General features: G+C 64.5%; 17 protein-coding genes. 11 read left to right on the top strand and 6 right to left on the bottom strand.

Annotation, left to right across the window (positions count from 1 at the left end; all coding sequences use genetic code 11):
- Positions 1 to 746 precede the first annotated feature (746 nt).
- The gene (gene bla / locus IQ782_RS24805; protein ID WP_194137359.1) at positions 747 to 1,628 is read right to left on the bottom strand and encodes a class A beta-lactamase; all 882 of its coding nucleotides are present in this window, start codon (positions 1,626 to 1,628) and stop codon (positions 747 to 749) included.
- Between the two features lie 141 nt (positions 1,629 to 1,769).
- Between bla and IQ782_RS24810 the strand changes: the two genes are divergently transcribed.
- Positions 1,770 to 2,639 carry a LysR family transcriptional regulator gene (locus IQ782_RS24810; protein ID WP_194137360.1) on the top strand — a complete coding sequence of 290 codons (870 nt, stop codon included), beginning with the start codon at positions 1,770 to 1,772 and terminating at the stop codon, positions 2,637 to 2,639.
- A gap of 145 nt (positions 2,640 to 2,784) precedes the next feature.
- Here the strand turns inward: IQ782_RS24810 and IQ782_RS24815 are convergent, their stop codons facing one another.
- Positions 2,785 to 3,942, bottom strand: a complete 1,158-nt coding sequence (locus IQ782_RS24815) for an MFS transporter (RefSeq protein ID WP_194137361.1) — start codon at positions 3,940 to 3,942, stop codon at positions 2,785 to 2,787.
- A 111-nt stretch (positions 3,943 to 4,053) separates the two neighbouring features.
- Here IQ782_RS24815 and IQ782_RS24820 point away from each other — a divergent pair, with 111 nt between their 5' ends.
- Entirely contained in the window at positions 4,054 to 5,472 is a 1,419-nt protein-coding gene (locus IQ782_RS24820; protein ID WP_194137362.1) for an aminotransferase-like domain-containing protein, read from the top strand.
- A gap of 774 nt (positions 5,473 to 6,246) precedes the next feature.
- On the opposite strand, the gene mgrA is transcribed toward IQ782_RS24820, so the two are convergent.
- The 4 genes from mgrA to IQ782_RS24840 form a co-directional block, all read right to left on the bottom strand.
- Positions 6,247 to 7,275, bottom strand: coding sequence for an L-glyceraldehyde 3-phosphate reductase (gene mgrA / locus IQ782_RS24825; protein ID WP_194137363.1), 1,029 nt, complete (start codon positions 7,273 to 7,275; stop codon positions 6,247 to 6,249).
- A 62-nt stretch (positions 7,276 to 7,337) separates the two neighbouring features.
- Complete coding sequence (locus IQ782_RS24830; RefSeq protein ID WP_338092646.1) at positions 7,338 to 8,666, bottom strand: NAD(P)/FAD-dependent oxidoreductase; 1,329 nt, start codon at positions 8,664 to 8,666, stop codon at positions 7,338 to 7,340.
- A 146-nt stretch (positions 8,667 to 8,812) separates the two neighbouring features.
- A complete protein-coding gene (locus tag IQ782_RS24835) occupies positions 8,813 to 10,450 on the bottom strand; it encodes a hydantoinase B/oxoprolinase family protein (RefSeq protein ID WP_194137365.1) in 1,638 nt (545 codons plus the stop codon).
- Complete coding sequence (locus IQ782_RS24840) at positions 10,447 to 12,501, bottom strand: hydantoinase/oxoprolinase family protein (protein ID WP_194137366.1); 2,055 nt, start codon at positions 12,499 to 12,501, stop codon at positions 10,447 to 10,449. The genes IQ782_RS24835 and IQ782_RS24840 overlap by 4 nt, the downstream gene beginning before the upstream one ends.
- 696 nt (positions 12,502 to 13,197) lie before the next feature.
- Between IQ782_RS24840 and IQ782_RS24845 the strand changes: the two genes are divergently transcribed.
- From IQ782_RS24845 to IQ782_RS24885, 9 genes are all read left to right on the top strand, one after another.
- Positions 13,198 to 14,214, top strand: a complete 1,017-nt coding sequence (locus IQ782_RS24845) for a TRAP transporter substrate-binding protein (RefSeq protein WP_194137367.1) — start codon at positions 13,198 to 13,200, stop codon at positions 14,212 to 14,214.
- 71 nt (positions 14,215 to 14,285) lie between these two features.
- On the top strand, positions 14,286 to 14,870 hold the full coding sequence (locus IQ782_RS29990; protein WP_338092647.1) for a TRAP transporter small permease: 585 nt from the start codon (positions 14,286 to 14,288) through the stop codon (positions 14,868 to 14,870).
- 12 nt (positions 14,871 to 14,882) lie between these two features.
- Complete coding sequence (locus IQ782_RS24855; RefSeq protein WP_194137369.1) at positions 14,883 to 16,187, top strand: TRAP transporter large permease; 1,305 nt, start codon at positions 14,883 to 14,885, stop codon at positions 16,185 to 16,187.
- 58 nt (positions 16,188 to 16,245) lie between these two features.
- A complete protein-coding gene (locus IQ782_RS24860) occupies positions 16,246 to 17,097 on the top strand; it encodes a DeoR/GlpR family DNA-binding transcription regulator (RefSeq protein ID WP_240989559.1) in 852 nt (283 codons plus the stop codon).
- Positions 17,098 to 17,674: 577 nt separating this feature from the next.
- Entirely contained in the window at positions 17,675 to 19,483 is a 1,809-nt protein-coding gene (locus IQ782_RS24865; RefSeq protein ID WP_194137370.1) for a hypothetical protein, read from the top strand.
- A 335-nt stretch (positions 19,484 to 19,818) separates the two neighbouring features.
- Positions 19,819 to 20,643 carry a hypothetical protein gene (locus tag IQ782_RS24870; RefSeq protein ID WP_194137371.1) on the top strand — a complete coding sequence of 275 codons (825 nt, stop codon included), beginning with the start codon at positions 19,819 to 19,821 and terminating at the stop codon, positions 20,641 to 20,643.
- The gene (locus IQ782_RS24875; protein ID WP_194137372.1) at positions 20,640 to 21,914 is read left to right on the top strand and encodes a TolC family protein; all 1,275 of its coding nucleotides are present in this window, start codon (positions 20,640 to 20,642) and stop codon (positions 21,912 to 21,914) included. Before IQ782_RS24870 ends, IQ782_RS24875 begins: the two co-directional genes overlap by 4 nt.
- A gap of 36 nt (positions 21,915 to 21,950) precedes the next feature.
- Entirely contained in the window at positions 21,951 to 24,083 is a 2,133-nt protein-coding gene (locus IQ782_RS24880) for a type I secretion system permease/ATPase (protein WP_194137373.1), read from the top strand.
- Positions 24,083 to 25,255, top strand: a complete 1,173-nt coding sequence (locus IQ782_RS24885; RefSeq protein WP_194137374.1) for a beta-barrel domain-containing protein — start codon at positions 24,083 to 24,085, stop codon at positions 25,253 to 25,255. Before IQ782_RS24880 ends, IQ782_RS24885 begins: the two co-directional genes overlap by 1 nt.
- The last annotated feature ends 10 nt before the right edge of the window (positions 25,256 to 25,265 follow it).

A 25,265-nucleotide genomic window follows, 5' to 3' on the forward strand; every position in this document is an offset into this window, starting at 1 on the left:
CGAAGATCGACGATGACCGCCAGCCTCGCGATCAGCGACGCTCGCGGCTTCCTACACCACGCCGCGGGGCACTATCCCGAGGGTCTAGTATCCACCTGAATTTTGCTCCCTGCGCTGTCGCAAGACCATCCCCTGTCTCTACCGGTTGCATGGCCACGGCGCAGCATCTTCCGTAGCTCACCTGAGAACGCGAAAGGCGTGGGCTCCCGCGGCAGTGAAAACAAGCGATGTTCTGGGCGCTTGGACGCGCCTGATGACCTAATGGAAACAGGTGCGGTCTGCCCCGCCTTTCAGCGCCAGAGATCTCGAATCTTCCGGTCAAGCCCTTGGTTTGTTTTTGTTTTCTTCAAAGGATCAATCGAGTGATCGCATGGAGCGCCATCTCCGCGGAGATATTGTTGAAAAAGTCGACGTTCGAAGCGTTCTGGGTGCCATCCAAAGGGATCGAATTCCTACATGCTGGGTCCGCAGAAAGCACACAAATTGCCGAGAACCTTGAGGCTTTTATCGATCTCGAATGTCACGACCGTAGCGACCAAGCGCCCGAACGCCGCCGTCGCTCTGTGGATCATCGGCCTTGGCTGCGCCTCGGGCGAAGCCCGAACAACGCTCGCGGAAGAGCCCCGCTGCGCCGCGCTCGCAGGCGCGGCCACCGCGAGCAACGGGACAGATGGAAACCGCCCGCCGGGCCATCGACCTGATCGCGACTGGAACTGCCCCGGACAGTGGCCCGGGGCAGTCCGCCTTCAGTTCCGGATCACCGCCATCACCGCGCTGCCGATCTCCTGAAGGGCGGCGTTGCGCGTGTCGAAATCCGCATCGGACCCGGAGACGAAGATGGTGACGACCCAGGGCGTGCCGCCTTCGGGTGTGATCATAGCGATGATGTTGCGCGTGTGACTGCCGCTGCCGGACTTGTCGAGGATCTGCCAACCATCCGGCGCATCCGCACGCAGCAAGTTGCCGGTCACGCCACCATGGCTCATCCATTCCGCCAGTTGGTCGCGGGAGTTGGCGGACAACACATCTCCGAGCAGCAGCCGCCGCAGTGTCGCGGTCATCGCGGTCGGGGTGGTCGTGTCGCGCGGGTCTCCGGGCGCGAAGGTGTTCAGTTCGGGCTCGTACCGGTCGAGCCGGCTAACCTCATCTCCAGCGCCCCGGAGAAACTCGGTCACCGCTTGCGGACCCCCGAGGTGACCGATCAGCATGTTTGCCGCCGTGTTGTCGCTCATGTCGAGCGCGGCGAGGCAGAGGTCAGAGAGGGTCATCTCTGCCCCGACCTGTTTTTCGGTGACCGGCGCATAGGACAGGATGTCCTCCTGCGCCACGCGCAGGGTCTCGGACAATGACAATTCACCAGCATCGCGACGGGCAAGCACAGCGCCGCAGATCGGTGTCTTCACGGTGCTGTTCATCAGGAAGTGTTCGTCTTCGCGGTGAAGCCACGACAGCTCCGACGCGGTGTCGACAAGCGACACGCCGACGCGCGCGCCGAGGCGCGCCTCGACCTGCGCGACGGTGTCCGCGAGCGTATCGATGGGCGTCTGGGCAAGCGACGCCGAACCCAGAGACAGGCCGAGAGTGAGCACTGCCGCGGCGCGCGACAGGACGGAAGCGGTGAACCGCATCAGAGTATCCTTTTTTGAGGTGGGGGCACCCGAGGCGCCCGGTCGAAGACATCAGGTCAGGTCATGGGAGCTGTATATTTCTCCTTGCACGCGGGCCTCAAACGACAAATCTTATACCTTCCCATAAGCTGAGGTATTGCGATGGACCGCCCCGACCTGCCACTCAATGCCCTGCGGGTCTTTGAAGTCGCCATGCGGCAAGGCAGTTTCACCAAGGCCGCTATCGAGTTGCGCGTCACCCAGGCTGCGGTAAGCCACCAGGTCGCGCGGCTCGAGGACCTGCTGGGAGCGACCCTGTTCCAGCGGACCTCGCAGGGGCTCGTGCCGACCGACGAGGGGCGCATGCTTTTCCCGGTTCTCGAGCATGGATTCGATGCGATGGCCCGCGTCTTGGACCGGCTGGGCGGTCGCCGCGATATCGAAGTGTTGAAGGTCGGGGTCAACACGACCTTCGCCCTTGGCTGGCTGATGCCGCGGCTCGAGCTGTTCCGTCAGGCGCATCCGGAAATCGACCTGCGCATCTCGACCAACAACAACCGCGTGGAGATCCTGCGCGAAGGGCTCGACATGGCGATCCGCTTCGGCACGGGTGGCTGGACGGGGCACGAGGTGATCCCGCTGATGGAGGCTCCTCTGGCGCCGCTCTGCGCACCCGCGGTGGCCGCGCGTCTGCAGCACCCGGCCGATCTGGCGCAGATTACCCTGCTGCGCAGCTATCGGAGCGCCGAATGGGCAGGATGGTTCGAGGCGGCCGGCACGGCCTGCCCGCCGGTGACCGGTCCGGTCTTCGACAGTTCCGTCGCATTGGCCGAACTCGCGGCTTCGGGCGCGGGGGCGGCGCTGCTGCCGGTGGCGATGTTCGAAAGCTACATCGCGCAGGGACGCCTCGCGCAGCCTTTCGGCGTTACCGTGCCCGCAGGCCGATACTACCTCGCCTGGCCGTCTGACCGGCGGGCGACCCCCGCGATGCGCGTCTTCTCAAGCTGGCTGTCAGGAAGAAGCGGGGCATGACCTTATGTGGACGCCAAGTGTCGGTCATTTGGCAAAAAAGCTCCGATCACCGCAATCCGCGAGAAGCCGGTTCGCCGCGCGATCGCCCGGACCGGCCGCTTTGCCGCAAGGCCAAGCGGCGCATGATCGCGGGGCGTTGAGAGGATCATGCGTTGGCTCTGGCCAGCCTTTCGTGCCGGAGCCGCCTTATGGGGCCAAGCGCCGCGAGGCATGTCAGTTGCATGGCAAAGAAGACGGCCATCGCCGGCACAAGGCCGATCCAATCCGCGAGGCCGCCGGCCGCAATCACCGGGATGGAGAAGCCGCAATAGGCGTAGACGAAGAGCCCCGCCGTGGCGCGCGCGCGGTTCTCAGGGGCCAGCATGGATACCTCCGACAGGGAGGAGAGATAGGTGAAGCCATAGCTGGACGCACTCGTGAGCGCCGTGCCCAGTAGGATCAGCGGGATCGACTGTAGCGCCGCGCCGGCAAGCAGACCGGAAAAGCCGAGCGGGATCAGGCAAAGACCCAGGCGCAGGGCGCGTGGATTGCTCATGCGACGTGCCAGAGGCTGGCAGAGAAACCCGACAAAGAGCGCGAGAAAGATTACCGGCCCGGACCAGGCGCCCAGCCCATGCCGGTCGAGCAGCAGCGGCACCACGGCGATGGTCATGCCGGTGGAGGCCCAGCTCAGCCCCATTGCGATGCCATAGGGCGCGCTGCCTGCCGGAAAGACCGGCAAGCGGAGCATCGACACATGTCGCGGCACCCATGCGCGCGGCAGGGACAGGCTAGCCAGGACCAGCACCGGAACGGCGAGCAGCAGCAGCCAGAAGCTCGCGGGGGCAAAGCTCGGACCCTGCGCTATCAGGCTCAGGCCAGTGGCAAGCGCGCCACCGCCGAAGCCCAGGGAGGTGGCCGAGGTCACCCTCAGCGCCGCCTGTTTTGCGCGTGCCTCGCCCATCAGCTCAATCATGTAGGCGGTGCCCGACGTCGTGGCGAGCCCGGTCCCGGCGCCGAGAAGCCCCCGCGCGATGACCAGCTGCACCCATCCCGGAGACAGAGCGAGCAGTAGCGTCGCGCCACCGCTCAGCAGGAGGGCGCAAATCAGCGGCACCTTTCGCCCGATCCTGTCCGACAGCCCCCCCAGGAAGATCAGGGTCGGCATCAGGCCAGCAACATAGGCGGCAAAGGCCACGGTCGCCGCCATGGCGCCAAACCCGCTTGATGCGACATAGGCCGGATAGAGCGGCGCCTGCAGGTTGACGGCGAAGGTCACCGCGAAGAGGCAGAGCGCAAGGATGGCAACGGACAAGCGGGGCATGGGATCCTCAAGGGCTGAACAGTCCAATCAGATTGCCGCCAGGGCTCTGGTTCCGACAGGGACAATGCCATACAGTTTGTCCAAACTGTATTGATTGAATGGGCAGTACACATGGATGGGCTGACGCTTTCCCGGACCGACGGCCAGACCCTTGTCGAGCAGGTCATGGAGACCCTGCGCACGCGGATCGCAGGTCGCAAGGCCGCGCCGGGCACGAAGCTGCCCTCGATCCGGCAGCTTGCCGATCAGTTGGGGGTGTCCCGCTCGACCGTAGTCGAGGCCTACGACCGCCTTGTCGCCGAGGGGATCGTGCAATCGCGCCGCGGCTCCGGGTTTTACGTGGCCGGGCATCTGCCGCCCTTCTCGCTGAGCGACAGCGGCCCGGCCCTCGCCCGCGAGATCGACCCGCTGCGCATCACCCGGCAGGCCCTCGACAGTCGCCGCATCCGCTCCAACCCGGGCTGCGGCTGGCTGCCGAGCAGCTGGATGCCTCAGGAGGAGATCCGGCGCGCCCTGCGCAGCCTTGCCCGCGCCCCCGAGGCCAGCCTCACCGAATACGGCACGCCGCTCGGTCTGCCCGAGCTGCGAGGCCTTCTGGCCGTGCGGATGGCCGACAGTGGCGTCGAGGCGCACCCGGACCAGATTATGCTGACCGAGAGCGGGACGCAGGCGCTCGATCTCGTATGCCGACTGCTCCTCGAACCCGGCGATCGGGTGCTGATCGACGATCCGTGCTATTTCAACTTCCTCGCGCTCTTCCGCGCGCATCGTGTCGAGGCCATTGGCGTGCCGCGCACGCCAGCCGGGCCCGACCTCGACGCCTTCGAGGCCGCGCTCAAAGAGCATCGCCCGCGGCTCTACATCACCAATTCCGGCCCCCACAACCCGACCGGCACGGTGCTGTCGCCCGTCGCCTGTCACCGCATCCTACGGCTGGCCGAGGCGCATGATCTGCTGATCGTCGAGGACGACATCTTCGCCGATTTCGAGGAGCGCCCTGCCCCGCGCCTGGCGGCCTTCGACGGGCTGCAGCACGTGATCCAGATCGGCAGCTTTTCCAAGACGCTCTCTGCCTCGATCCGCTGCGGCTACATCGCGGCCCGGCCGGAGTGGGTCGACGCGCTTGTGGACCTGAAGCTCGCCACCTCCTTCGGCGGTGGTGCCATGTCGGCCGAGCTGGTGCTGCACCTGTTGAAGGAAGGCAGCTACCGGCGGCATGTCCAAGGCATGCGAACCCGGCTCGCAGGGGCGATGAACGCGCTTATCCCCCAGCTGAAAGCCATCGGCATTACGCCCTGGCACAGGCCCGAGGCCGGGGTCTTCCTCTGGTGCCGCCTGCCGAACGGCGTCGATGGGGCGGCCCTGACGCGCGCGGCCTGGGAGGACGGGATTGTACTTGCCCCCGGCAATGCCTTCAGCGTGTCTCAGGGCTGCGGCGGCCTCATGCGGTTCAACGTGGCCCAGATGCAGGAGATCGGGATCATCGGCGACTTGGCCTCCATTCTCGCAGGTGGCCCGGAGTTTTCCTGATGATCAAATGCCATTCCGGGGCCATTCGTCCAAGATGTATGAGGAATTCCCCACTCGCGAGACGAGCCTGCAGCGCCGTGATCCGCCGCTTGGCTCGCAGGGATTTTTCGGAATGAATGACCAAGAAATTCGGCTGGCCGCAGCGATAGGGCTTGGAAATGCTCGAAGGTTTCGCTTCGCGCGAACTTCACCTTTTGAGACCTGAACTCACCCGAGCCAGGTCCGCTGCCTGCCCCGACCTGACGTGTGCCGAGCCCAGGATCGCAGGGCGTTCCTCCTTTGATGCAGAACCAACCAAGCAATAACGCTGGTCGACCGGGATCCGCTATCGGCACCGACCGCGGAGCCAACGACATCGCGCATTTCGGCAAAGGCCATCAGCTGAACTTCCGCGTGTCGACGCAATTGTCGCCTGTTCAATCGCTCGAACTGACCGGGACGAAAGGCACTGCCGAACTGCTAACCCCGTTCAGTCCGCCTGCCGACGCGGGCACAGCCTGGCTGGGTGATACCAGCCTGAACCTGCACGGCAGCCTGGGCCGGCGCGAAATTCTGCCACCCCGCGACAAGCACACACAGATGGTCGAAGCCTTTGCCTGCGCGGTTCCGGGGCTGGAGGATCTGCCCTGCGGGGTCGAAGATGCATCGCGACCCGTGGCCGTCCTTGGCGCGATCTTTTTGAGCGGGGCCAAGGGCGCTTGGGCGGACGTTCAATCCGATGATGGCCGCGCCCCCTCGATCGGAGGGGGCGCGGCTCAAGCGGGAAATTTCCGGTCAGCTGTTGGTGGCACCGGCCCAGAGGTTGATGTCACCCTCGACGGCGTAGCGGTCGATCTCGGCCAATTCCTCTGCGGTGAATTCGAGGTTCTCCAGCGCGCCGACACAGTCGATGACCTGCTGCGCCTTGGACGCGCCGATCAGGGCAGAGGTAATCGCCCCGCCCCGCAGGCACCACGCGATCGCCATCTGCGCCAGTGTCTGGCCACGGCCCTCAGCAATCCGGTTCAGCTGGCGGATGTTCTCGATGTTTGCCTCGGACAGGAAACCTTCGCTCAGCGTCGTTCCTCGGGCGACACGGCTGTTTTCGGGCACGCCCTTCAGGTACTTGTTGGTCAGCATCCCCTGCGCCAGCGGCGTGAAGACGATGGAGCCCATGCCGAGCTCGGCCAGCGTATCCTTCAGGCCGTCGCGTTCGATCCAGCGGTTGAGCATGTTGTAGCTCGGCTGGTGGATCAAGCAGGGCGTTCCGAGATCCTTCAGGATCGCGGCAGCCTTGCGCGTCATTTCCGAATTGTAGCTGGAAATGCCGACATAAAGCGCCTTGCCCTGACGCACGATGCTGTCCAGCGCGCCCATGGTTTCCTCGAGCGGCGTGTTCGCATCGAAACGGTGCGAGTAGAAGATATCGACGTAGTCGACGCCGAGACGCTTCAGCGACTGGTCGCAGGACGCCATCAGGTACTTGCGCGATCCGCCGTCCCCATAAGGCCCGGGCCACATATCCCAGCCTGCCTTGGACGAAATCAAAAGCTCGTCCCGATAGCCCTTGAAGTCGGTGCGCAGGATCTCCCCGAACGCCTCTTCGGCGGAGCCTGCGGGCGGGCCGTAGTTGTTGGCCAGATCGAAGTGGGTGATGCCGAGGTCAAAGGCGGTCTGGCAAATCGCGCGCTTGGTGTCATGCGGCGTGTCGTGGCCGAAGTTGTGCCAAAGACCCAGCGAGATCGCCGGAAGTTTCAGCCCGCTTGTGCCGCAGGTGTTGTAGGTCATCTTTTCGTAGCGGGTTTCGCTTGGCGAATAGGTCATGGATAGTCCTTCCATCCTTGGTCTGGTCGGTTCGTGAGGAGCCCGGCGCGCGGATCCGGCGCTCAGGCGTAGGCCTGCTTGGGCTCCCATGCGGCAAAGCGCTTCGTGGAGCGGAAGCGGTTGTATCTGAAGGGTGTCGGATCAACGGTCGGACGGTCCCCCGCCACCAGTTCCGCCATCAGCTGGCCAACTGCGGGACCCGCCCCGAAGCCATGGCCCGAGAGGCCCGCCGCGATGTAGAGGCCCGGGACCTGTTCGACCCCGTCGATCACCGGGACACCGTCAGCCGTGGCGTCGATCGCGCCGCCCCAGGCATGGGTCACCCGCGCATCGCGCAGGGCAGGCAAGGTCTCGCGCATCCCTTTCAGGGCGCGGTCGAGCATCCAGTCCGAAGGTTCAGGATTCAACACCCGTACAGCTTCGAAGGGCGTCATCTGGTCGAGGCTCCAGCGCTTGCGCGACATGAGTTCTTCGAAGAAGTCCTTGCCGAAGCGCAGACTCAGCTCTCGCCAGCTCTTTAGGAACACGGGCAGAAAGTCGGTGAACAGACGGAAGCTGTCCGGCGTGATCGGAGCGATGTTGATATTGCGCGGACCCACGGTATAGCCGCCGTCCATCCGCTTGCGCAGGCCAAAGGCTGCGCCGCCCATGGGGAAGTCAGGGCCGTTGTGAAGATTTCCCGAGACCGCTTCGACGCGCGCAGCGGCGGCAATGATGTTCAGTTGCGGCAGGTGCACACCCATGTTCAACAGGAAGGGGCGGGTCCAGACTCCTCCGGCAACCACCACGGCAGAACATTTGATTGTGCCCTTTTCGGTCACCACCGCAGAGACCGCGCCGCCGGTCTTCTCGAAACCGCGCACCGCGCATCGGGTGACGATCTTTGCCCCCAGCCGGCGGGCGGCGTCGGCAAAGGCAGGGACCGCAAGCGCCGGTTCCGCACGCCCATCCGTCGCCGTGTGCAGGCCGTAGTTTTGCCCCGGCGCAATTCCCGGAACGATGTCCGCGATCTCGCGGGCGGTCAGTTCACGCAGGGGCAGACCGTGTTCCTTGCCGGTCCTGGCCCAGCCCTCGGCCTGTTTGACTTCCCAGTCCTTCTTGCACACGTAGACGATGCCGGTTTCCTTGTAGCCCGCTTCGATCCCGAAACGGTCCTTGAGCGTGCGCCAGAGGTTGAGGCTCTGGATCGTCAGCGGCATCTCGAGCGGATCACGGCCCATCTGGCGGGTCCAGCCCCAGTTGCGCGACGACTGCTCGGCGGCAATTTCGCCCTTTTCGCACAGGGTGACACGGACGCCCTTCTCCGCGAGGAAAAGTGCGGTCGACACGCCCGCCGTCCCGCCGCCGATGACCACCACATCAGTTTCGGCCGGAAGTTCGGACTCGCTCACGACCGTGTTCAGCGAGGGGACGAACCCTCTGGTTTCACTGTTAATCATCATAAATTCTTTGCTCAGGAGGAAATTGGTCGCGGCGTGTCGGCGGGACGGCCACGGATCATCTTCCGTGACCGCCCCTCGATGCGCTGCGAGGCCCGTCAGGCGCCGAGGCCGAAGGTCGCCCTGGCGACCGCGGCGCTGATGCGGCCCTCTGCGACGTCGCGCAGGACGGATTCTTCGGGGCGTTTCGCCGGATCACCGTAGCCGCCGCCACCCGGGGTGGTGATCGACACGATCTGCCCGGGCTTCAGGTCGACCATCCCCGCGAAACTCGTGCGTTCGTCGCCGAAGTCGAGCGTGGTGCCCTTGGCACTATGGCCGCCGTCGAGACCCCAGGGCTGCGACCCCACGCGGGAACTCTCGACGGTGAAGCGGCAGGCCTTCTCGGCACGGTAGACGCGACGGACTCCCATGCCACCGCGGAACTGGCCCAGGCCCGCGCTGTCGTCCACGAGCTCGTAGCGCAGCAACGTGAGCGGGTATTCCAGCTCCAGCGCCTCGACCGGCAGGTTCGAGGTGTTGGTCAGGCCGACATGGATGCCCGAGAGCCCGTCCGCGCCGGGGCGTGCGCCGCCACCGCCACCGATCGTCTCGAGGTAGACCCACATGTTGCCGTGCTCGTCGGCGCCGTTGAAGATCGCGCCGGTACAGCAGCCGTTGCCGGCCGCCATGACCTTGCCCGGGAGCGCCTTGGCAAGCGCGCCGTAGACCAGGTCGGTCACACGCTGCGACGCCGCGATCCGCCCCTCGACCGCCGCCGGATGGGCACAGTTGAGGATCGAGCCCTTGGGCGCCGTCACGGTGAGCGGACGCGCCAGACCCGCGTTCGGCAGGACGGTTGGGTCAAGCACGGATTTCACCGTGAAATAGGCCGCTGCCAGAAGCGAGGTATAGATCAGGTTCAGGCCGCCGCGCACCTGCGGCGGGCCATCGAACGCCAGCAGCATCTCGTCTCCGGTGACGGTGATGTCGACCTTGAAGGTCATTGCGCCGGACCATTGGTTGCTGTCGAACTGGTCTTCGAAGCTGTAGGTGCCGTCGGGGATCGTCTCGATCGCCGCACGCATCTTGCGCTCGGCGTAGTCCTGCAGCGCGTCACCGGCGGCGAGCACTTTCGCGGTACCGTATTTGACGCAGAGGTCGGTCATCCGCTGCACGCAGAGCCGGTTCGCGGACATCTGGGCGCGCAGGTCCGAGATGCGCTCGCGCGGCACCTGGCAATTGAGCAGGAACATCTCCTGCAGGTCGTTGTTGAGCACGCCCTCGCGGTAGAGGCGGACCGGCGGGATGCGGATACCTTCCTGATAGATATGCTCGTGACCACGGTCGGCGAAGTCCGAATGGTGCGCGGTGTTGACCGCCCATGCCACCAGCGTGCCGTCGACGAAGATCGGTTCTGCCAGCACGATATCTGGCAGGTGCGTGGCCCCGCCCGCATAGGCGTCGTTGGCCATGAACACGTCGCCGGGCTTGATGTCGGCCATGTCGAAGCGCGTCTGGATCGCAGGGATCACGCCGAGGAAGGAGCCGAGGTGCATCGGGATGTGCTCGGCTTGACACAGGGTGTTGCCGCGGTGGTCGAAGAGCGCGGTGGAGCAGTCGCGCCGCTCCTTGATGTTGGTGGAGTAGGACGCGCGCACCAGCGCCTCACCCATTTCCTCGACGATGCTCTGAAGTGCCGATCCGATCACCTCGACCGTGATCGGATCGATAGTCGTTTTTTCGGTCGCGGTCATGCCTTCACCTCCAGGATCAGGTTGAGATAGGTGTCCACGGTGCCCGACATGTCTGGCAGGATGACCGTGGTCGTATCCATTTGTTCAACGATTGCGGGACCCTGGATGATATTTCCTGGGCGCAGCCTGTCGCGCGCATAGACCGCGCAGGCCACGAAGTCGCCAGCTTCGGCCATATAGACGTCGCGGGTGTCGATCTGCGCGGCCGAGGCATCGGGGCCTTCGACCGGCTGCGGCTTGAACTCGGCCTTTTTAACGACACCGGCCGCTTCGAGACGCAGGGTGACAAGCTGTATCTGCTCGCCTTCCGCGACGAAGCCGAAGCGTTGGCGGTGCGCGGCCTCGAAGCCTTCCTCGAGCGCCTTGAAGGTCTCGGACGTGATCGGACCGGCAGGCACGGCGACGGAAAGCTCGTAGTTCTGGCCCATGTAGCGCATGTCCGCGGTCCGCGTCATCACGCGGCGGTCCCCGGAGATCTCTTCGGCATCGAACCATGCCCCCGCCTGCCCCGTGAGGTCAGCAAAGCCCGCATCGATGGAGGCAAGAGCGCTGTCGTCGAGCGGCAACAGGCGTGAAATCGCGAAGTCGGCGCGCAGGTCGGTGAGCAGCAGTCCGAGCGCACAGAGCGTCCCCGGGGTCAGCGGCACGATCACCTTGCCCATGTCGAGCTCGCGAGCCAGACGTGCGGCGTGGAGCGGGCCCGCCCCGCCGAAGGCCATCAGCGCGTAGTCGCGCGGGTCGTGGCCGCGCTGTACGGAAATCACTCGGATTGCCTTCGCCATATTAGCGGTCACGACCGAGATGATACCCTGCGCGGTTTCCATCACGCTCAGGCCAAGCTTGTCGGCGAGGCGCTGCACGGACTCGACGGCCAGATCTCGGCGCACCTTCATGCGGCCACCGAGGATCTCGACGGGGTTCAGCGTCTGCAACACGATGTTGGCGTCGGTCACGGTCGGCTCGGTGGAGCCGAGGCCGTAGCAGACCGGACCCGGATGGGCTCCGGCCGAGCGCGGACCGACCTTCAGCAGGCCACCGGTATCGACATGGGCGATGGAGCCGCCGCCCGCCCCCACGGTGTGAATGTCGAGCATCGGGGCCTTGATCGGGTAGCCATGCACATCGGCCTCGCCGGTGAGCTGGCAGACACCGTTCTGCAGAAGCGCCACGTCGGAGGAGGTGCCGCCCACGTCGAAGGTGATGATGTTGTCGAAGCCCGACATCTTGCCGATGGCTTGCGCGGCAACCACGCCGGTGGAGGGACCGGACAGCACGGTGCGCACCGGCAGGTTCGCGGCAGTGTCGAAGCCGATCACGCCGCCGTTCGACTGGGTGAGCTGAGGCGCGATTTCCAGACCGATCTCGGCGAGGTTCTCCTTCAGGCGCCGGATATAGCGCTGCATGACCGGCCCGAGGTAGGCATTGACCACAGTCGTCGACAAACGCTCGAACTCCCGGAACTCGGGGGCGACATCGTGGGAGGTCGAGACGAAAACATCCGGCAGCTCCTCCGCGATCACGCGCTTCGCGAGTTCTTCATGTTCGGTGTTGAGGAAACCATAGAGGAAGCACACGGCCAGCGACTTGATGTCCTGGCCGGCAAGTTCGCGCAGCTCGGCGCGAAGTGCGGCCTCGTCGAGCGGCACATCAACAGTGCCGTCGTACTTCATGCGCTCGGGCACTTCGCGACGCAGATCGCGCGAGACCAGCTGTTCGGGTTTCTCGGCATTCATGTCATAGAGGTTCGGGCGTTTCTGCCGGCCGATTTCCAGCAGGTCGCGGAAGCCATCGGAGACGATAAGACCGGTTTTCACGCCGCGCAGCTCGATCAGCGCATTGGTGGCAACGGTTGTGCCGTGACCGAGGAAGGACAAGTCTTTGGCGGTCTTGCCGACCTGATCGAGCCCCTCGACCACACCCGTGGTAATGCCGCGCGAAGGATCGTCGGGCGTGGACGAGACCTTCCAGATTTCGACCTTGCCGCTGTCTTCATCGAAGAGGCACACGTCGGTGAACGTGCCTCCGGAATCTACGCCAATTCTCCAGGCCATTTCTGCCTTCCTACCTTTGGTTCAGGCCGCATGCGCGGCCCATTTCTGGAATATGTCGCACCGCGGAGCGGCGCGCGAGGACGCCGGTTACTGGCGTCGCGGGACGGGCCTTCGCCGCGGAGTCATGCATGAGACCCGCATGTGCCGGCCCGCGCCCGATTTGATCGGTTTGTGAAGCTTGGAATAGATTTCGGTCACAATGCGTCAAAACAGGGTAAAGACTGCCGATCCCGACGCCACGCATTCCGCGGTCCGACCAGCCCTCTCGGGTCGCCTGCGCCCCGATTGCGCCCGGCCGAAGGCGGGCGCCGACTGCGGTCTTTGCGGGGCGGCGACCGGAGCCCTGCACTGCAATTTCGATCATCGACGGCATGGACTGCTGCCTTGGTCCTGTGTGGTTTAGAAGAATCGTGAAGAATTCCCGTTGCAGGACCAAACGTTGCTCATTTGTGGATGAATGTGAATGAAAATCTTTCAGGTGCAGTTCTATGTGGGAGTTATTGCTCATATCTTGTGCGCTATTGTCGATAACTCTCAGAAACACGCAACCATAACGCGAATCGCTGCGAGAACGTGAAAGTTTCTTGACGACATGCCGCGGGATGTGCCTGCATACACGCATCATTGTGCACGCCTCAATGATCGGTGCGGCGAACGTATCCGCCCGAAACGATAGCAATCGCAGGGAGCTTTACCATGACATTCACTCGTCGCGCGTTCATGCGCACCGCCACCGCTACCGGCGCGCTCGTCGCGTTGACCGGCCCCGCCCTCGCCAACGTCCGCTGGGACATGTCCGATGAGTACGGCGCCACGTCCCTGTCTGGCCAGGCGTGCAATTTCTTTGTGGAGGAAGTCAGCAAGAAGGTCGGCGACAAGCTTACCATCAACTACCAGGGCGGCGGCGCCCTCGGCTACAAGTCGATTGACCATTTCGATGCCGTGCAGGATGGCGGCGTGCAGGCAGCGGTCACGCTGATGACGCAACTCGGCGGCATTGACCCCCTGTTCAACCTGTCCTCGCTGCCCTTCATCGCCTCGGACCTCGACGAGGCCTACTTGCTTTGGCAGGCCGCCCGCGAGGAATATGCGAAGGTCTTCGAAGAGAACAACATGGTGCTGCTCTGGGCCATGCCGAACGCGCCCTCGGGCATCCACGCCAAGATGCCGATCACCTCGGAAGATGCGCTCAAGGGCCTGCGCGTGCGCACCTACGACGTGAACGGCACCCAGACCCTCAAGAACGCGGGCGCGGCTCCGCTGCAGGTGGCCTGGTCCGACCTGATCCCGCAGCTGTCGACCGGCGGCCTCGATGCGGTGCTCACCTCCGCGGATGGCGCGATCCAGCTGTCGATCTGGGACTACCTGAGCGACTTCACCGAACTCAGCTACGCCATGGGGCTGTTCATGTGCCACGTGAACAAGGACGAGTTCGATGCCCTTCCCGAAGACGTTCAGGCCGCCATGCTCGAGACCATCGAGGCCTGCGACGCCTACAACTGGGACATCATCAGCGCCTCGATCGACAAGGCCTACACAAAGATGGCCGAGAACGGCATGAACATCACCCGCAGCGCGGACGTGCCTCAGGAGGTCTTCGACTTCCTGAAAGAGGCCGGTGTTCAGGTGCGCGAGAATTGGCTGGCCGAGACCGGCGAGCGCGGCGAACGCATCCTAGCCCGCTTCGAGGAACTGAAGTCCCAGCAAGGCTGATCCCTCCTCTCCTCCGCATCCCGCACGGCGGGGCGCGGAGCCCCCAGGAATGACAAACCATGGAGCCTGCAGTGAGTCCCGTAGAGAAGCCTGAACTCCCCGAGATCGAAGAGCACCACCACCCCGACCGCAACGACGATCCGGCCTGGCTTGCCTCCATCGCGCGGCTGTCGACGATCCTCAACAGGACAGCAGCCGTCGTCTCGGCGATCCTTCTGGTCGCGATGACCCTGCTCATCCTGCTCGAGATCTGCATGCGGATGTTCTCCACCTCGACCTATATGGCCGATGTTCTCGTGGGCTTCGGCGTTGCCGCGATCACTTTCCTCGCTGCGCCCTGGGCGCTGGAAGAGGGTGCAATGATCCGTGTGACAGCCCTCACCGACATGCTCTCCGGCCCGGTGCGCTGGATCGTGGAGGCCTTCGCCCTCGGCTCCTCCGCCGCCATCATGTGGTTCCTCGCCATCCACCAGTGGAAGACGGTGGCGAAACTTTTCGAGCGCGGTTCGGTCAGCGAACACCTGATCCCGATCCCGCTCTGGATCCCCGAGAGCTTCTTCTTCGTGGGTCTTGTCCTGCTGCTCCTGCAAATGCTCGTACGCGCGCTCCGGCTCGTCTTGGTCGGTCACGCCGAAGAACGCGCCCTGACCCTCTGATCGGAAGAGTCCATGTCCATTACGTTTTCCGCCGCGGTCATCCTTCTGCTGCTCGTTCTCTTCCTCGGCTCCGGCGCGTGGATTTTCTCGGGCCTGATGCTGGTCGGGGCCTCGGCAATGTACTTCGTGCTCGACTTCAGCGCGGCCCGCATCGGGACCATTGCCACCAAGGTGATCTCCTCCTCCGCCATCTCGTGGGAGCTTGCCGCCATCCCGATCTTCATGTGGATGGGGGACATCATCTTCCGAACCGACATCTCGCAGCGGCTGTTCCGCGGTCTCGCACCCATGGTGGCGCGCATCCCGGGCGGCCTGCTGCACACCAACGTCTTCGGCTGCACGGTCTTCGCCGCGATCTCCGGCTCATCCACCGCCACAACGGCGACGGTGGGCAAGATCACCATCCCCGAACTGCAGGCGCGCGGCTACGACCTGCGCCTCGCCGCAGGATCGCTGGCCGGAGCGGGCTCCTTCGGGCTACTGATCCCACCTTCGATTGCCATGATCGTCTACGGGGTCCTGGCCGAAGTCTCGATCGCCAAGCTCTTTGCCGGCGGCTTGCTTCCCGGCCTGATGATGGCAGCGCTCTATGCGGGCTACATCGCGCTTGTCTCGCTGCTGCACCCCGAACGCGCCCCGCGCTACGAAGGTAAGGTGGACGCCCGCGCGATCGCACGCGGCTTTGTCGAGCTGCTGCCGATCATGCTGCTCATGTTTGTCGTGCTGGGATCGATCTACTCCGGCATCGCGACCCCCTCGGAGGCAGCCGCGGTCGGCGTGTTCGGGGCCATCGTGATCACCATCGTCACCGGTCAATTCACGCTCAAACTCATGCGTGACAGCCTGGCCGCGACCATCCGCGTCTCGGCCATGATCCTCATGCTGATCGCCGCATCCTCTTTCCTGTCGGCAGCCATCGCTTTCCTGCAGTTGCCGAATCAGATCACGCAAACCATCTCGTCGCTCGACCTGTCGCCCTATGGCGTTCTGCTGATCCTCGCGGGCCTTTATATCGTGCTGGGCATGTTCCTCGACGGCACCTCGATGACCGTGATGACGGTACCCATCGCGGTTCCGCTCATAGTGCAGGCTGGCTTCGACCCGCTGTGGTTTGGCATCTACCTCGTCATCATGATAGAAATGAGCGCCCTGACCCCGCCGGTAGGATTGAACCTCTTTGTTCTGCAGGGCCTCACGCAGCGATCGCTTGGCGAAACCGTGCGCGCAACGATGCCCTTCTTCCTGCTGCTGTGTCTCGGAACAGTCATTCTCGCCGTTTTCCCGCAGATCGTCCTTTGGTTACCTAGCCTGCTATGACGCAGTTAGATACCGATGGTGACGTCAAACCGACCAAATGCCAGATTAGGAGGTCCCCTTGCGCAAGTCAGAGGACACATTGAATGAAGAAATGCTGCCGGCAGAGCGTCGGCAACATCTCATCGACTGGTTCAAGGAGAACCAAGCGGGATCCGGTCAGGATCTGGCTCGGATGCTGGGGATTTCAGTATCGACCATTCGTCGCGACCTGGATGTCCTGGCAGGCGAGGGTCTCGTGCGGCGCACCCATGGCGGCGCGGTGGCAATCCGTTCGCGCTCGAGCTACGAGCCGTCCACCGATCTGTCGCAGCGCACAGCGGTCGAGGAAAAGCTGGCCATAGTGCGCGAGGCGCTCACGCTCATCGAGCCGGGCCAGTCCCTCTTGATCGATACCGGGGCCGTCATTTGTCATCGCCTGGCCGACGAGGTCGCGAAGATCGAGTTTCCACTGACCGTCATCACCAATGATCTCTACGTGGCCAAGCAGCTGACCTACCGCGACAACATCACCCTGATCGTGCCAGGAGGCGCATGTCGTGTCGGCTCTTTCAGCCTTTTGGGGGAACCCGGGCTGAGTTTCCTGAAGAACATCCATTGCGATATCTTCTTCACGTCGGCCACAGCGATCGATGAGAATGGCACTTCGGAAACAAATCTGGAACTCGGGCACATGAAGCGGGCGATGGCCGCCGCCGCAAGAGAGGTCGTGCTCATCGCCGACAGCAGCCGGTTCATGTCCTGCGCCCTACACCGCACGGTACCGATCAATTCCATTGACCTCATTATCACGGACGCAGGTCTGCTCGAAGAGGACCGCGCCAAGTTTCCACCGCACAAGCCGCGTTTCAAGACCATCGACAGCGCTCAGATGGACGGCGCCGAGAATAACGATCTGGAAATGCCGTCCTGATCCTGGAACCGCAGATCTACGCTCTGCGACCTCCCCACCCGGCCTCCGCACCGCACAAGCGCCAGTTCATTTCGGGCGCGCCGCATGTGCACTGCAAGACGTGCTGGGTGAGAAATTGCCCGGACACCTCAAACCTTGCCGCAACGCCGCAAGGCTGCTCCGAGCACACGGCAAAGGAAGCTGTGCCGTGCGTGATCGGCGGCGCCCACGGAGATTGCAAAGTCAGACCAGCGAGCTGAGAACCTCCACGGCACGCCCCAGAAGGCCTGCATTGCGATAGGGGAAAGCCGTCCGCTTGATGCGCGTCTCACGCCGTGTTTCCGGAGCAAGACATCTTCGCCCCTGCGCGCATCGAGCAAGAGTTCGGTTTGATCGATATGTGTGATCGACTTCTCCGCGTCATGGACAGGTTACATACTTTGGGTTATAGACTTTGTGATGTTATTTCCTGTAGTGTGGGGAAATCTGGAGGGAGACTCTCCCGCGCCAAAGGCGCTTATCGGAGAAAATCTGGTGCATTTCGAAGGCATGCGGCACAGCAGACATCGCCGCAAGCCACACTTTAGGAGAGACCCTGGTGTCTGAAGTGAAAGGCAAGGACCGCAGCGGCGAGCAGCGACTGTCGACAGAGACAGCCGTCGAGCAACCTCTCGCGCCGCGGCACAACCAGACCCAGAACCTCCGTACCGACTTCGCACAGATCGCCACAGCGGCCAATGCGGCGGCTATTGGGATGGGCCTCGCGGCACAGGCCGAGGCTGGCTCCCAGCATGACACCCAGGGCGACGCCGAAAACACGTCGTTGCAGGAGCCCGACAACGGCTCCGCGAGAAACCTCTTCGAGGCAGCGCAAGGGCAAGTCAGCCCTGAAACGGCATCAGACACGCTGGGCGACGCGCCAGATGCAGGCGACTCCGCAAGCGTGTTCACGACCGCTCAGCCAGAGGCTGATCGGACGAGCGGCACCGCCAGCGCCGCGGCGATTCCTTCGGACGTTTTCGCAACGCAGCCCGCGCCCTCTTCGACGCCCGCGGCAGGAGACCGTCCTGCCGAAGGAACTGCGACGGCGGATTCCGGCCCCGCGGCAACCGCCCCCGTCGCACCACCCCTCGTGCAGGCCACTGCGCCGGTCGCGCAGCAGACCTCCGAAAGCTCCCCCTCCGTCGCTGGTTCTGCGGAGGTCGACTCGCAGCTCGCCACAGCAGGGTCCGACGACGGTGCAACGGGCACCGACAGGGACGCGGACCCGGCTCACGACACGCTCCCCGGCGACAGCGGCATCGTCACCGGCGCCCTCGACACCGTCACCGGGGAGGACGGCCTCCTCGACAGCGCCCTCGACCTCGTCACGGGCGACGAGGGCCTTCTCGACACGCTCACAGGCGACAGCGGCATCGTCACCGGTGCCGTCGACACCGTCGCCGGGGAGGACGGCCTCCTCGACAGCACCCTCGACCTCGTCACCGGCGACGAGGGCCTTCTCGACACGCTCACCGGCGACAGCGGCATCGTCACCGGTGCCCTCGACACCGTCACCGGGGAGGACGGGCTGCTCGACAGCACCCTCGACCTCGTCACGGGCGACGAGGGTCTCATCGACACGCTCACCGGCGACAGCGGCATCGTCACCGGCGCCCTCGACACCATCGCCGGGGAGGACGGCCTCCTCGACAGCACCCTCGACCTCGTCACGGGCGACGAGGGTCTCCTCGACACGCTCACCGGCGACAGCGGCATCGTCACCGGTGCCCTCGACACCATCGCCGGGGAAGACGGGCTGCTCGACAGCACCCTCGAGCTCGTCGCGGGCGACGAGGGTCTTCTGGGCGGGATGCTGGGACTCTCCGGCGCGACGGAAGATCAGACATCGGAGGACGACTTTCTCGACTCGCTGCTCCTCTCCGAAGCGGACGATCAGCAGATGGACAGCGTGCTCGACGGGCTCCTCGGCGAGGATGATCCCTTCGCGCTCTCGCCCGATGACGCGGAGGGCAGCACCCTTGACGACGGCACCAGCGCGCTGCTTGCCGGACTTGGCATCGAAGACGGTCTCAGCGGCACCCTCGTCGACGAGGGCGTCGTCGACGCCGCGGCTATGGATGTCGAGGACAGCGCCGAGGTCGATGCCCTTCTGACCGAAATTCTTGGAAGCTCGGTCGATGGTGATCTCTTTTCCAGCTCCCAGGGAGCCTTTGACTCCCTGCTCAACTTTGGCGACAGCGAAGGCGATACGATGGAGCCGGTGGCGGAGGGCGACGACAGCCTTCTCGGTGACACCGCGATCGACGGCACCCTTGCCGGGCTGTTCGAGAGCAGCAGCGGAGACGGCCTGCTTTCCGGCCTTCTGAGTGGCGACAGCGACGGGCTGGACAGCGAGAACAGCTGATCTAATCCCATTGGCCGCCCGCGGTTCAATAGTGCACGGCGCGCCAAATTTAAGCCAAACTTGTATGCCAAAATTCCAGGAACTGCCGAGGCATTCCGAAATCTGAATTACTTACATTCGGCTTCCGGGAGTGCAAAAAGGCGTTGCACCCAGCGGTTGATTGCGGCAGAAATAAAGATGCATAGCAAGTACATGTTTCCGCATTGAGCAGTGCTTCACGACCCTGTCTCAATCAGAATGCGTGGAAACTCGTGCTGATACCGTTTCAAGGTGTCAACCAAATGAGGAGATTGTGGGGATAGACGCTGCCGTCCATTCGGTGAGGAGTGTGTGGTATGGCAATAGAAGTGTTGGCGCGCGCCCTGTCTGGAAATTCTGGGGCGTCGCGGGTTGTGACTTCGCATCTAACCTTGCGGGAATCCATGGAAATCAGCCTCACGGAAACAAGTGGTGGCATTTCCGGATATCTGAAGTCCGGACCTGACCTGGAGATATCTTTTCAGGACGGTCAAGCGTTGAATATAGAGAATTTCTTTGTCTCAGGACCCGATGGGGAGTTCAGTTCTCTCGTTGATGACGACGGCACGACGCTGGTATCTGGCCTTCTCGCCCCTGAACCGGATGCCGAGTCATTGGGATTGGCTGGTGCCGTAAACGATATTCCTGACGCGACCAGTGCAGAATCAACGGGAATATCCGAGCTGGATCTTGCGAGTGGCTCCGCGCTTTCCTTTGCCGAATCCATGGCCGGTGAGCCCGAAATAGACCCCGGCCCGACATGGCCTCTCGGGCTGGGAATCGCGTCGGGACTCGGCGGCCTCTCGCTGCTCTCCGACGCCTCCGGATCGGACAGCGGCTCCGCCTCCGACCAGCCCAACGAAACCTCGAGCGCGTCGGTCACAAGCGCAACGATCGGCGACGACGAGATCGCCGACCTGCTCGGGCCATCTTCCGGTGACGCGGCGCTCGACGATGAACTCGCGGAATTGCTGCAACCCGCCGCCACAGCTTCTGAAGGCGACACCGATACGGCACTGCCGGACGCAACCGAGGGTCTTGTCCCCGTGGACGACATTCATCTCGACATGGGAGCCGACCTCGTGGCCGTCGCCAGCGTACCGGAGCTCCTGCAAAACGATCCCATTGAAAGCGAGCTATGAAACTTTACCGACCTTCCGGCCTTCGCGGGCTCCTGAGCCGTTTCGGCGCTGGCGCAGTGCTGGTCCTATGCCTCGCGCCCGGCCCGCTTGCGGCGCAGATGACCCTGACGCAGGCGCTGGGGCTCGCCACAGAGCTCGACCCGACGGTGACCGCGAAGCGCCAGGTGGTGGCCAGCCGAACAATAGGCATACAGGAAGCGCGCGACGCCTATTATCCCAGCGTCAATGTCTCTGCCGACAGCAACACCACTGATGCCAACGGCCCCGGGATCACCCTGACGATATCCCAGGTGCTCTATGACTGGGGGCTCATCCGCAGCCAGATCAAATCCGCGACCCAGGCCAGGGTACGCTCGATCTCCGACCTCAAGATGGCGGTCGAGGCGCTGACGCTCGATGTCGCCGAGGCCTTCCTTGATGTCGAGATCGCCGATCGCAAGATCGCGCTGACCAACGAATACGCCGACTATGCCGGGCGTCTCGCGCGGCAGGCCGAAGATCGCGCCCGCGCCGGGCTGGGGGACAACGGCGAGGTCGCGCGGGCCCGGCTCGAAATCGCCCGCGCCGAAGATCGGCTCGCCACGCTGCGCTCGGACCGCGCGCTCAGCCTGTCGCAAATCGGCTTTTTGACCGGGCGCAACCCAAGCGGCGTTGCCGCGCCGCCGTCGCTCGGCTACGCCCGCCGCTACGGCAGCATGGAGCAGATCCGGCAAGCCGTGCGTATCGCCCCAGATTACGTTGCAAGCCAGGCCAGCGCCGCCGAGGCCGAGGCCGAGGTCCAGCGCACCAAGGCCGCCCGGCTGCCGACGATCAGCCTGCAGGCCGAGGGTCGCACCGATCTCAACGGCGGGCGCACCCGCACCGCGCTCGGCATTGCCGCCGGTGTCGACCTCAACGCCTCGACGGTCGGCGGACGCAGCCTGCAGATCTCGCAGCGCGACTTCGCCGCGGCGAAATTCAATCTTCAGGGGGTCGAGCGCCAGCTCACCAATGTGGCGCAGACCTCGCTTCAACAGCTGAACGCCCTGCGCGCGACCGAAGCCGCCCGCGCCGGGCAACTCGAGGAATCGCGCCGCGTGCTCGACACTTACGAGGAACAGTTCACCGCCGGTCAGCGCGATCTGATCGACGTGCTGACCACCGGGCGCGATCTCTACGATGCACAGATCGAGCAGGTAGAGACCTACGAAGACCGCAAACGAACCGAATACGAGGCGGCGCATGACCTGGGTGTCCTGGGCACGCTTATCCTCGAAGCCAGCCGGACCTAACGACGTGACCTGATTGACGAGTTCTGGAGAAGCCGCATGTCCGATCGACCGCAGACCGACCCGCTTGTCTCAGGGCTCATCGAGCTGTGCCGTAGCCAGGGGGTCTCGACCTCGGCAGTGCGGCTCACCGATGGGCTGCCCCTGCCCGAGGATGGCACCATGTCGCTCGACACCGCGGCGGCGGCGCTGCGGCGCGTCAACATGAGCTGCCGGGTCAGCCGAGAGCCACTCTCCTCCTTCCCGGCGCACAGCCTTCCGGTCCTGCTGTTCCTGCGCTGCGGGCGCACCGTGGTGCTCGAGAAGCTGAGCAAGGTCAGCGCGACCGTGGTGCTGCCAGAGGCCGACGGCGGCCGCGCGGTCTGGGGCTGGCGCGAGCTCGAGGCGCTGCATGACGGGCGAGTGCTGGTGTCGAAGCCGATCGACGTCACCTCGGACCGGCTCGACGAAAAGGCCCCCGACCGCCGCCACTGGATCCTCGGCCCGGTCCTGCGCAACTGGTGGGTCTATCGCGATGTCGTAATCGCCTCTTTCGCCGCCAACCTTCTGGCCATCGCCACCGCGCTCTTCTCGATGCAGGTCTACGACCGGGTCGTGCCGAGCAATGCCTTCGACACGCTGTGGATCCTCGCCTCGGGCGTCGGGCTCGCGATCGTGCTCGAGCTGGTGCTGCGCATCACCCGCGCCGCGCTGGTCGATGTCTCGGGCCGCGACCTCGACCTGCGGCTCTCGGCGCAGCTCTTCGACAAGGTCGCCAACATGCGGCTGGCGCATCAGCCCGCCTCGACCGGGGTGTTTGCCAATCAGGTCCGAGACTTCGCCACGGTCCGAGAATTCTTCACCTCGGGCACGGTCACCGCGCTCTGCGACATCCCCTTCGTGCTGATCTTCGTGGCGGTGATCTGGTTCATCGGCGGGCCGATCGCCCTCGTCACCCTCGCCGGCGTCGCGATGACCGTTGTGCCGGGACTGCTGATGCAATCCCGCCTCGCCCGCGCTTCGCGCGAGAACACCCGCGAGGCCGCGGCGCTGAACGGGCTGCTGCTCGAGACCATCTCGAACCTCGAGACGGTGAAGGCCGCCCGTGCCGAGACCCGGCTGCAGCGCGCCCATGCGCAGCTCTCCGCGACCATGGCCAACACCTCGGTCAACACCCGCCGCCTGACGACGCTGATGACCCAGATGGTCGGCGGCGTGCAGAAATTTGCCTACGCCGGGGTGATCATCACCGGCGTCTACCTGATCAGCGCCGGCGAGCTGACCGTCGGCAGCCTCATCGCCTGCACCATGCTGTCGAGCCGCACGCTGACGCCGATGAGCCAGGTTGCGGGGCTGCTGGCGCGCTGGCAGCAGGTCCGCGCCGCGCTCGAAGGGCTTGACCGCATCATGGCGCTGCCGGTCGAACGCCCTGCCGACCGCCACTTCGTCCGCGCCAGCGACATCCAGGGCGGCTACCGGATCGAGGATGTCGCCTTCCGTCACGACCCGGCAGCGCCGCCGGTCCTGCACATCCCCGAGCTCCGCATCGACGCGGGCGAGCGCATTGCGCTGCTCGGGGGCAATGGCGCCGGCAAATCCACCTTCCTGCGGCTGATGGCGGGCTACATCGACGCCCAGCAGGGCAGCATCCTGCTCGACGATCTGGCACTTGGGCAGATCGACCCGCTCGATCGGCGCCGACAGATCGGCTACCTGCCGCAGTCGGTGGCGCTGTTCCAGGGCACGCTGCGTGACAACCTTCTGCTCGACCACGGTCTGCACAGCGATGACGAGCTTCTTGCCGCGCTGGATGCCGTGGGGCTCGGCAGCTTCGTGCGGCGCCATGTGCGCGGGCTCGACCTGCAGCTGAGCGGCAACGGAAACGTCTCTGGCGGGCAGCGCCAGTCGATCGGCCTTGCCCGCGTGTTGCTGCAGGATCCGCGCGTGGTACTGCTCGACGAACCAACCGCGGCGCTCGACCACATCACCGAGGCGCGGGTGATCGCACACCTCAAGACCTGGCTCGAGGGGCGCACGGTGATCATCTCGACCCACAAGCGCGAGCTACTGGCGCTGACCCAGCGCACGCTCGTACTGAAGGACGGCAAGGTGGCGCGCGATGGTGACCTGGCGCAGATCCTCAACGCCGCCCGCGCCCGCACCGTGCAGAATGCCAAGGTGAAGGCGGTCTGATGAATTCTCCCGAGTATTTTGACCCAAGCCATGTCGATGGCAGCTTCCGCCGCCAGACCCTCGCAAAGTCGCGGCTCACCATACAGGTCGTCGTGCTCAGCGTGCTCGCGGCGATAGGCTGGTCGGCCGTGGCCCAGGTCAACGAGGTCACCCGCGGCGACGGCCGCGTGATCCCGGCGCGGCGCATGCAGACCATCCAGAGCCTCGAGGGGGGCATCCTCTCCGAGCTGGCGGTGCGCGAAGGCGACATCGTCAAGCAGGGTCAGGTGCTGGCCCGGCTCGACCCCACGCGTTCGCAATCGGCGTTCATGGCCACGCAATCGCAGATCACCGCACTCACCGCCGAGGTGGCCCGGCTCGAAGCCGAGGTGCTGGAACATCCCGAACTGGACTTCGGAGACACCCCGAACGAGGCCGAGCGCACCGAGTTGCGCCTGTTCACCGCGCGCCGCACCAAGCTCGAGGCGTCGCTCACCGCGCTCGAAAGCGAGCGCAACGCCATAGAGGAGCAGATCGCCATCACCGCCCCGCTCGCCGAGCGCGGCTCGGTCAGCCGCATCGACCTGCTGCAGCTGCAGCAGAAGAAGGCCGAACTCGACGGCCGCATCGGCGAGGCGCGCAATGCGTATGTCCAGGACGCCTACAAGGATCTGGCGCAGCGCCGCGCCAAGCTCGCGACGCTGCAGGAAGAGGTGGTGCAGAAACGCGACGAGCTGCAGCGGACCGATGTGCGCTCGCCGGTCGAGGGCAGGGTCAACAACATCGCCATCACCACGCTCGGCGGCGTGGTGCAGCCCGGCGAGCCGATCATGGAGATCACCCCGATCGATGATCAGCTGGTGATCGAGACAAAGGTACTGCCCCGCGACGTCGCCTTCGTGGCGCCCGGCATGGCAGCAAGCGTGAAGATCACCGCCTACGACTTTTCCACCTACGGGGATCTGCGTGGCACGGTGATGCAAATCTCAGAGGACACGGTGGAAGAAGAGACCAAACAGGGGCCGCAGGACTTCTACCGGGTTATGGTCGGCACCGAACAGAACTACCTCGAGCGCTACGGCGAGAAATTTTTCATCCGCCCCGGCATGGTGGCACAGGTTGATATCGAGAGCGGCGACCGTTCGGTGCTCAGCTATCTGACCCGCCCGCTGCTGAACGCCCGGCTGCGCTGACAGAAGGCAA

It is taken from the genome of Salipiger mangrovisoli (assembly GCF_015223355.1).
GTDB lineage: Bacteria > Pseudomonadota > Alphaproteobacteria > Rhodobacterales > Rhodobacteraceae > Salipiger > Salipiger mangrovisoli.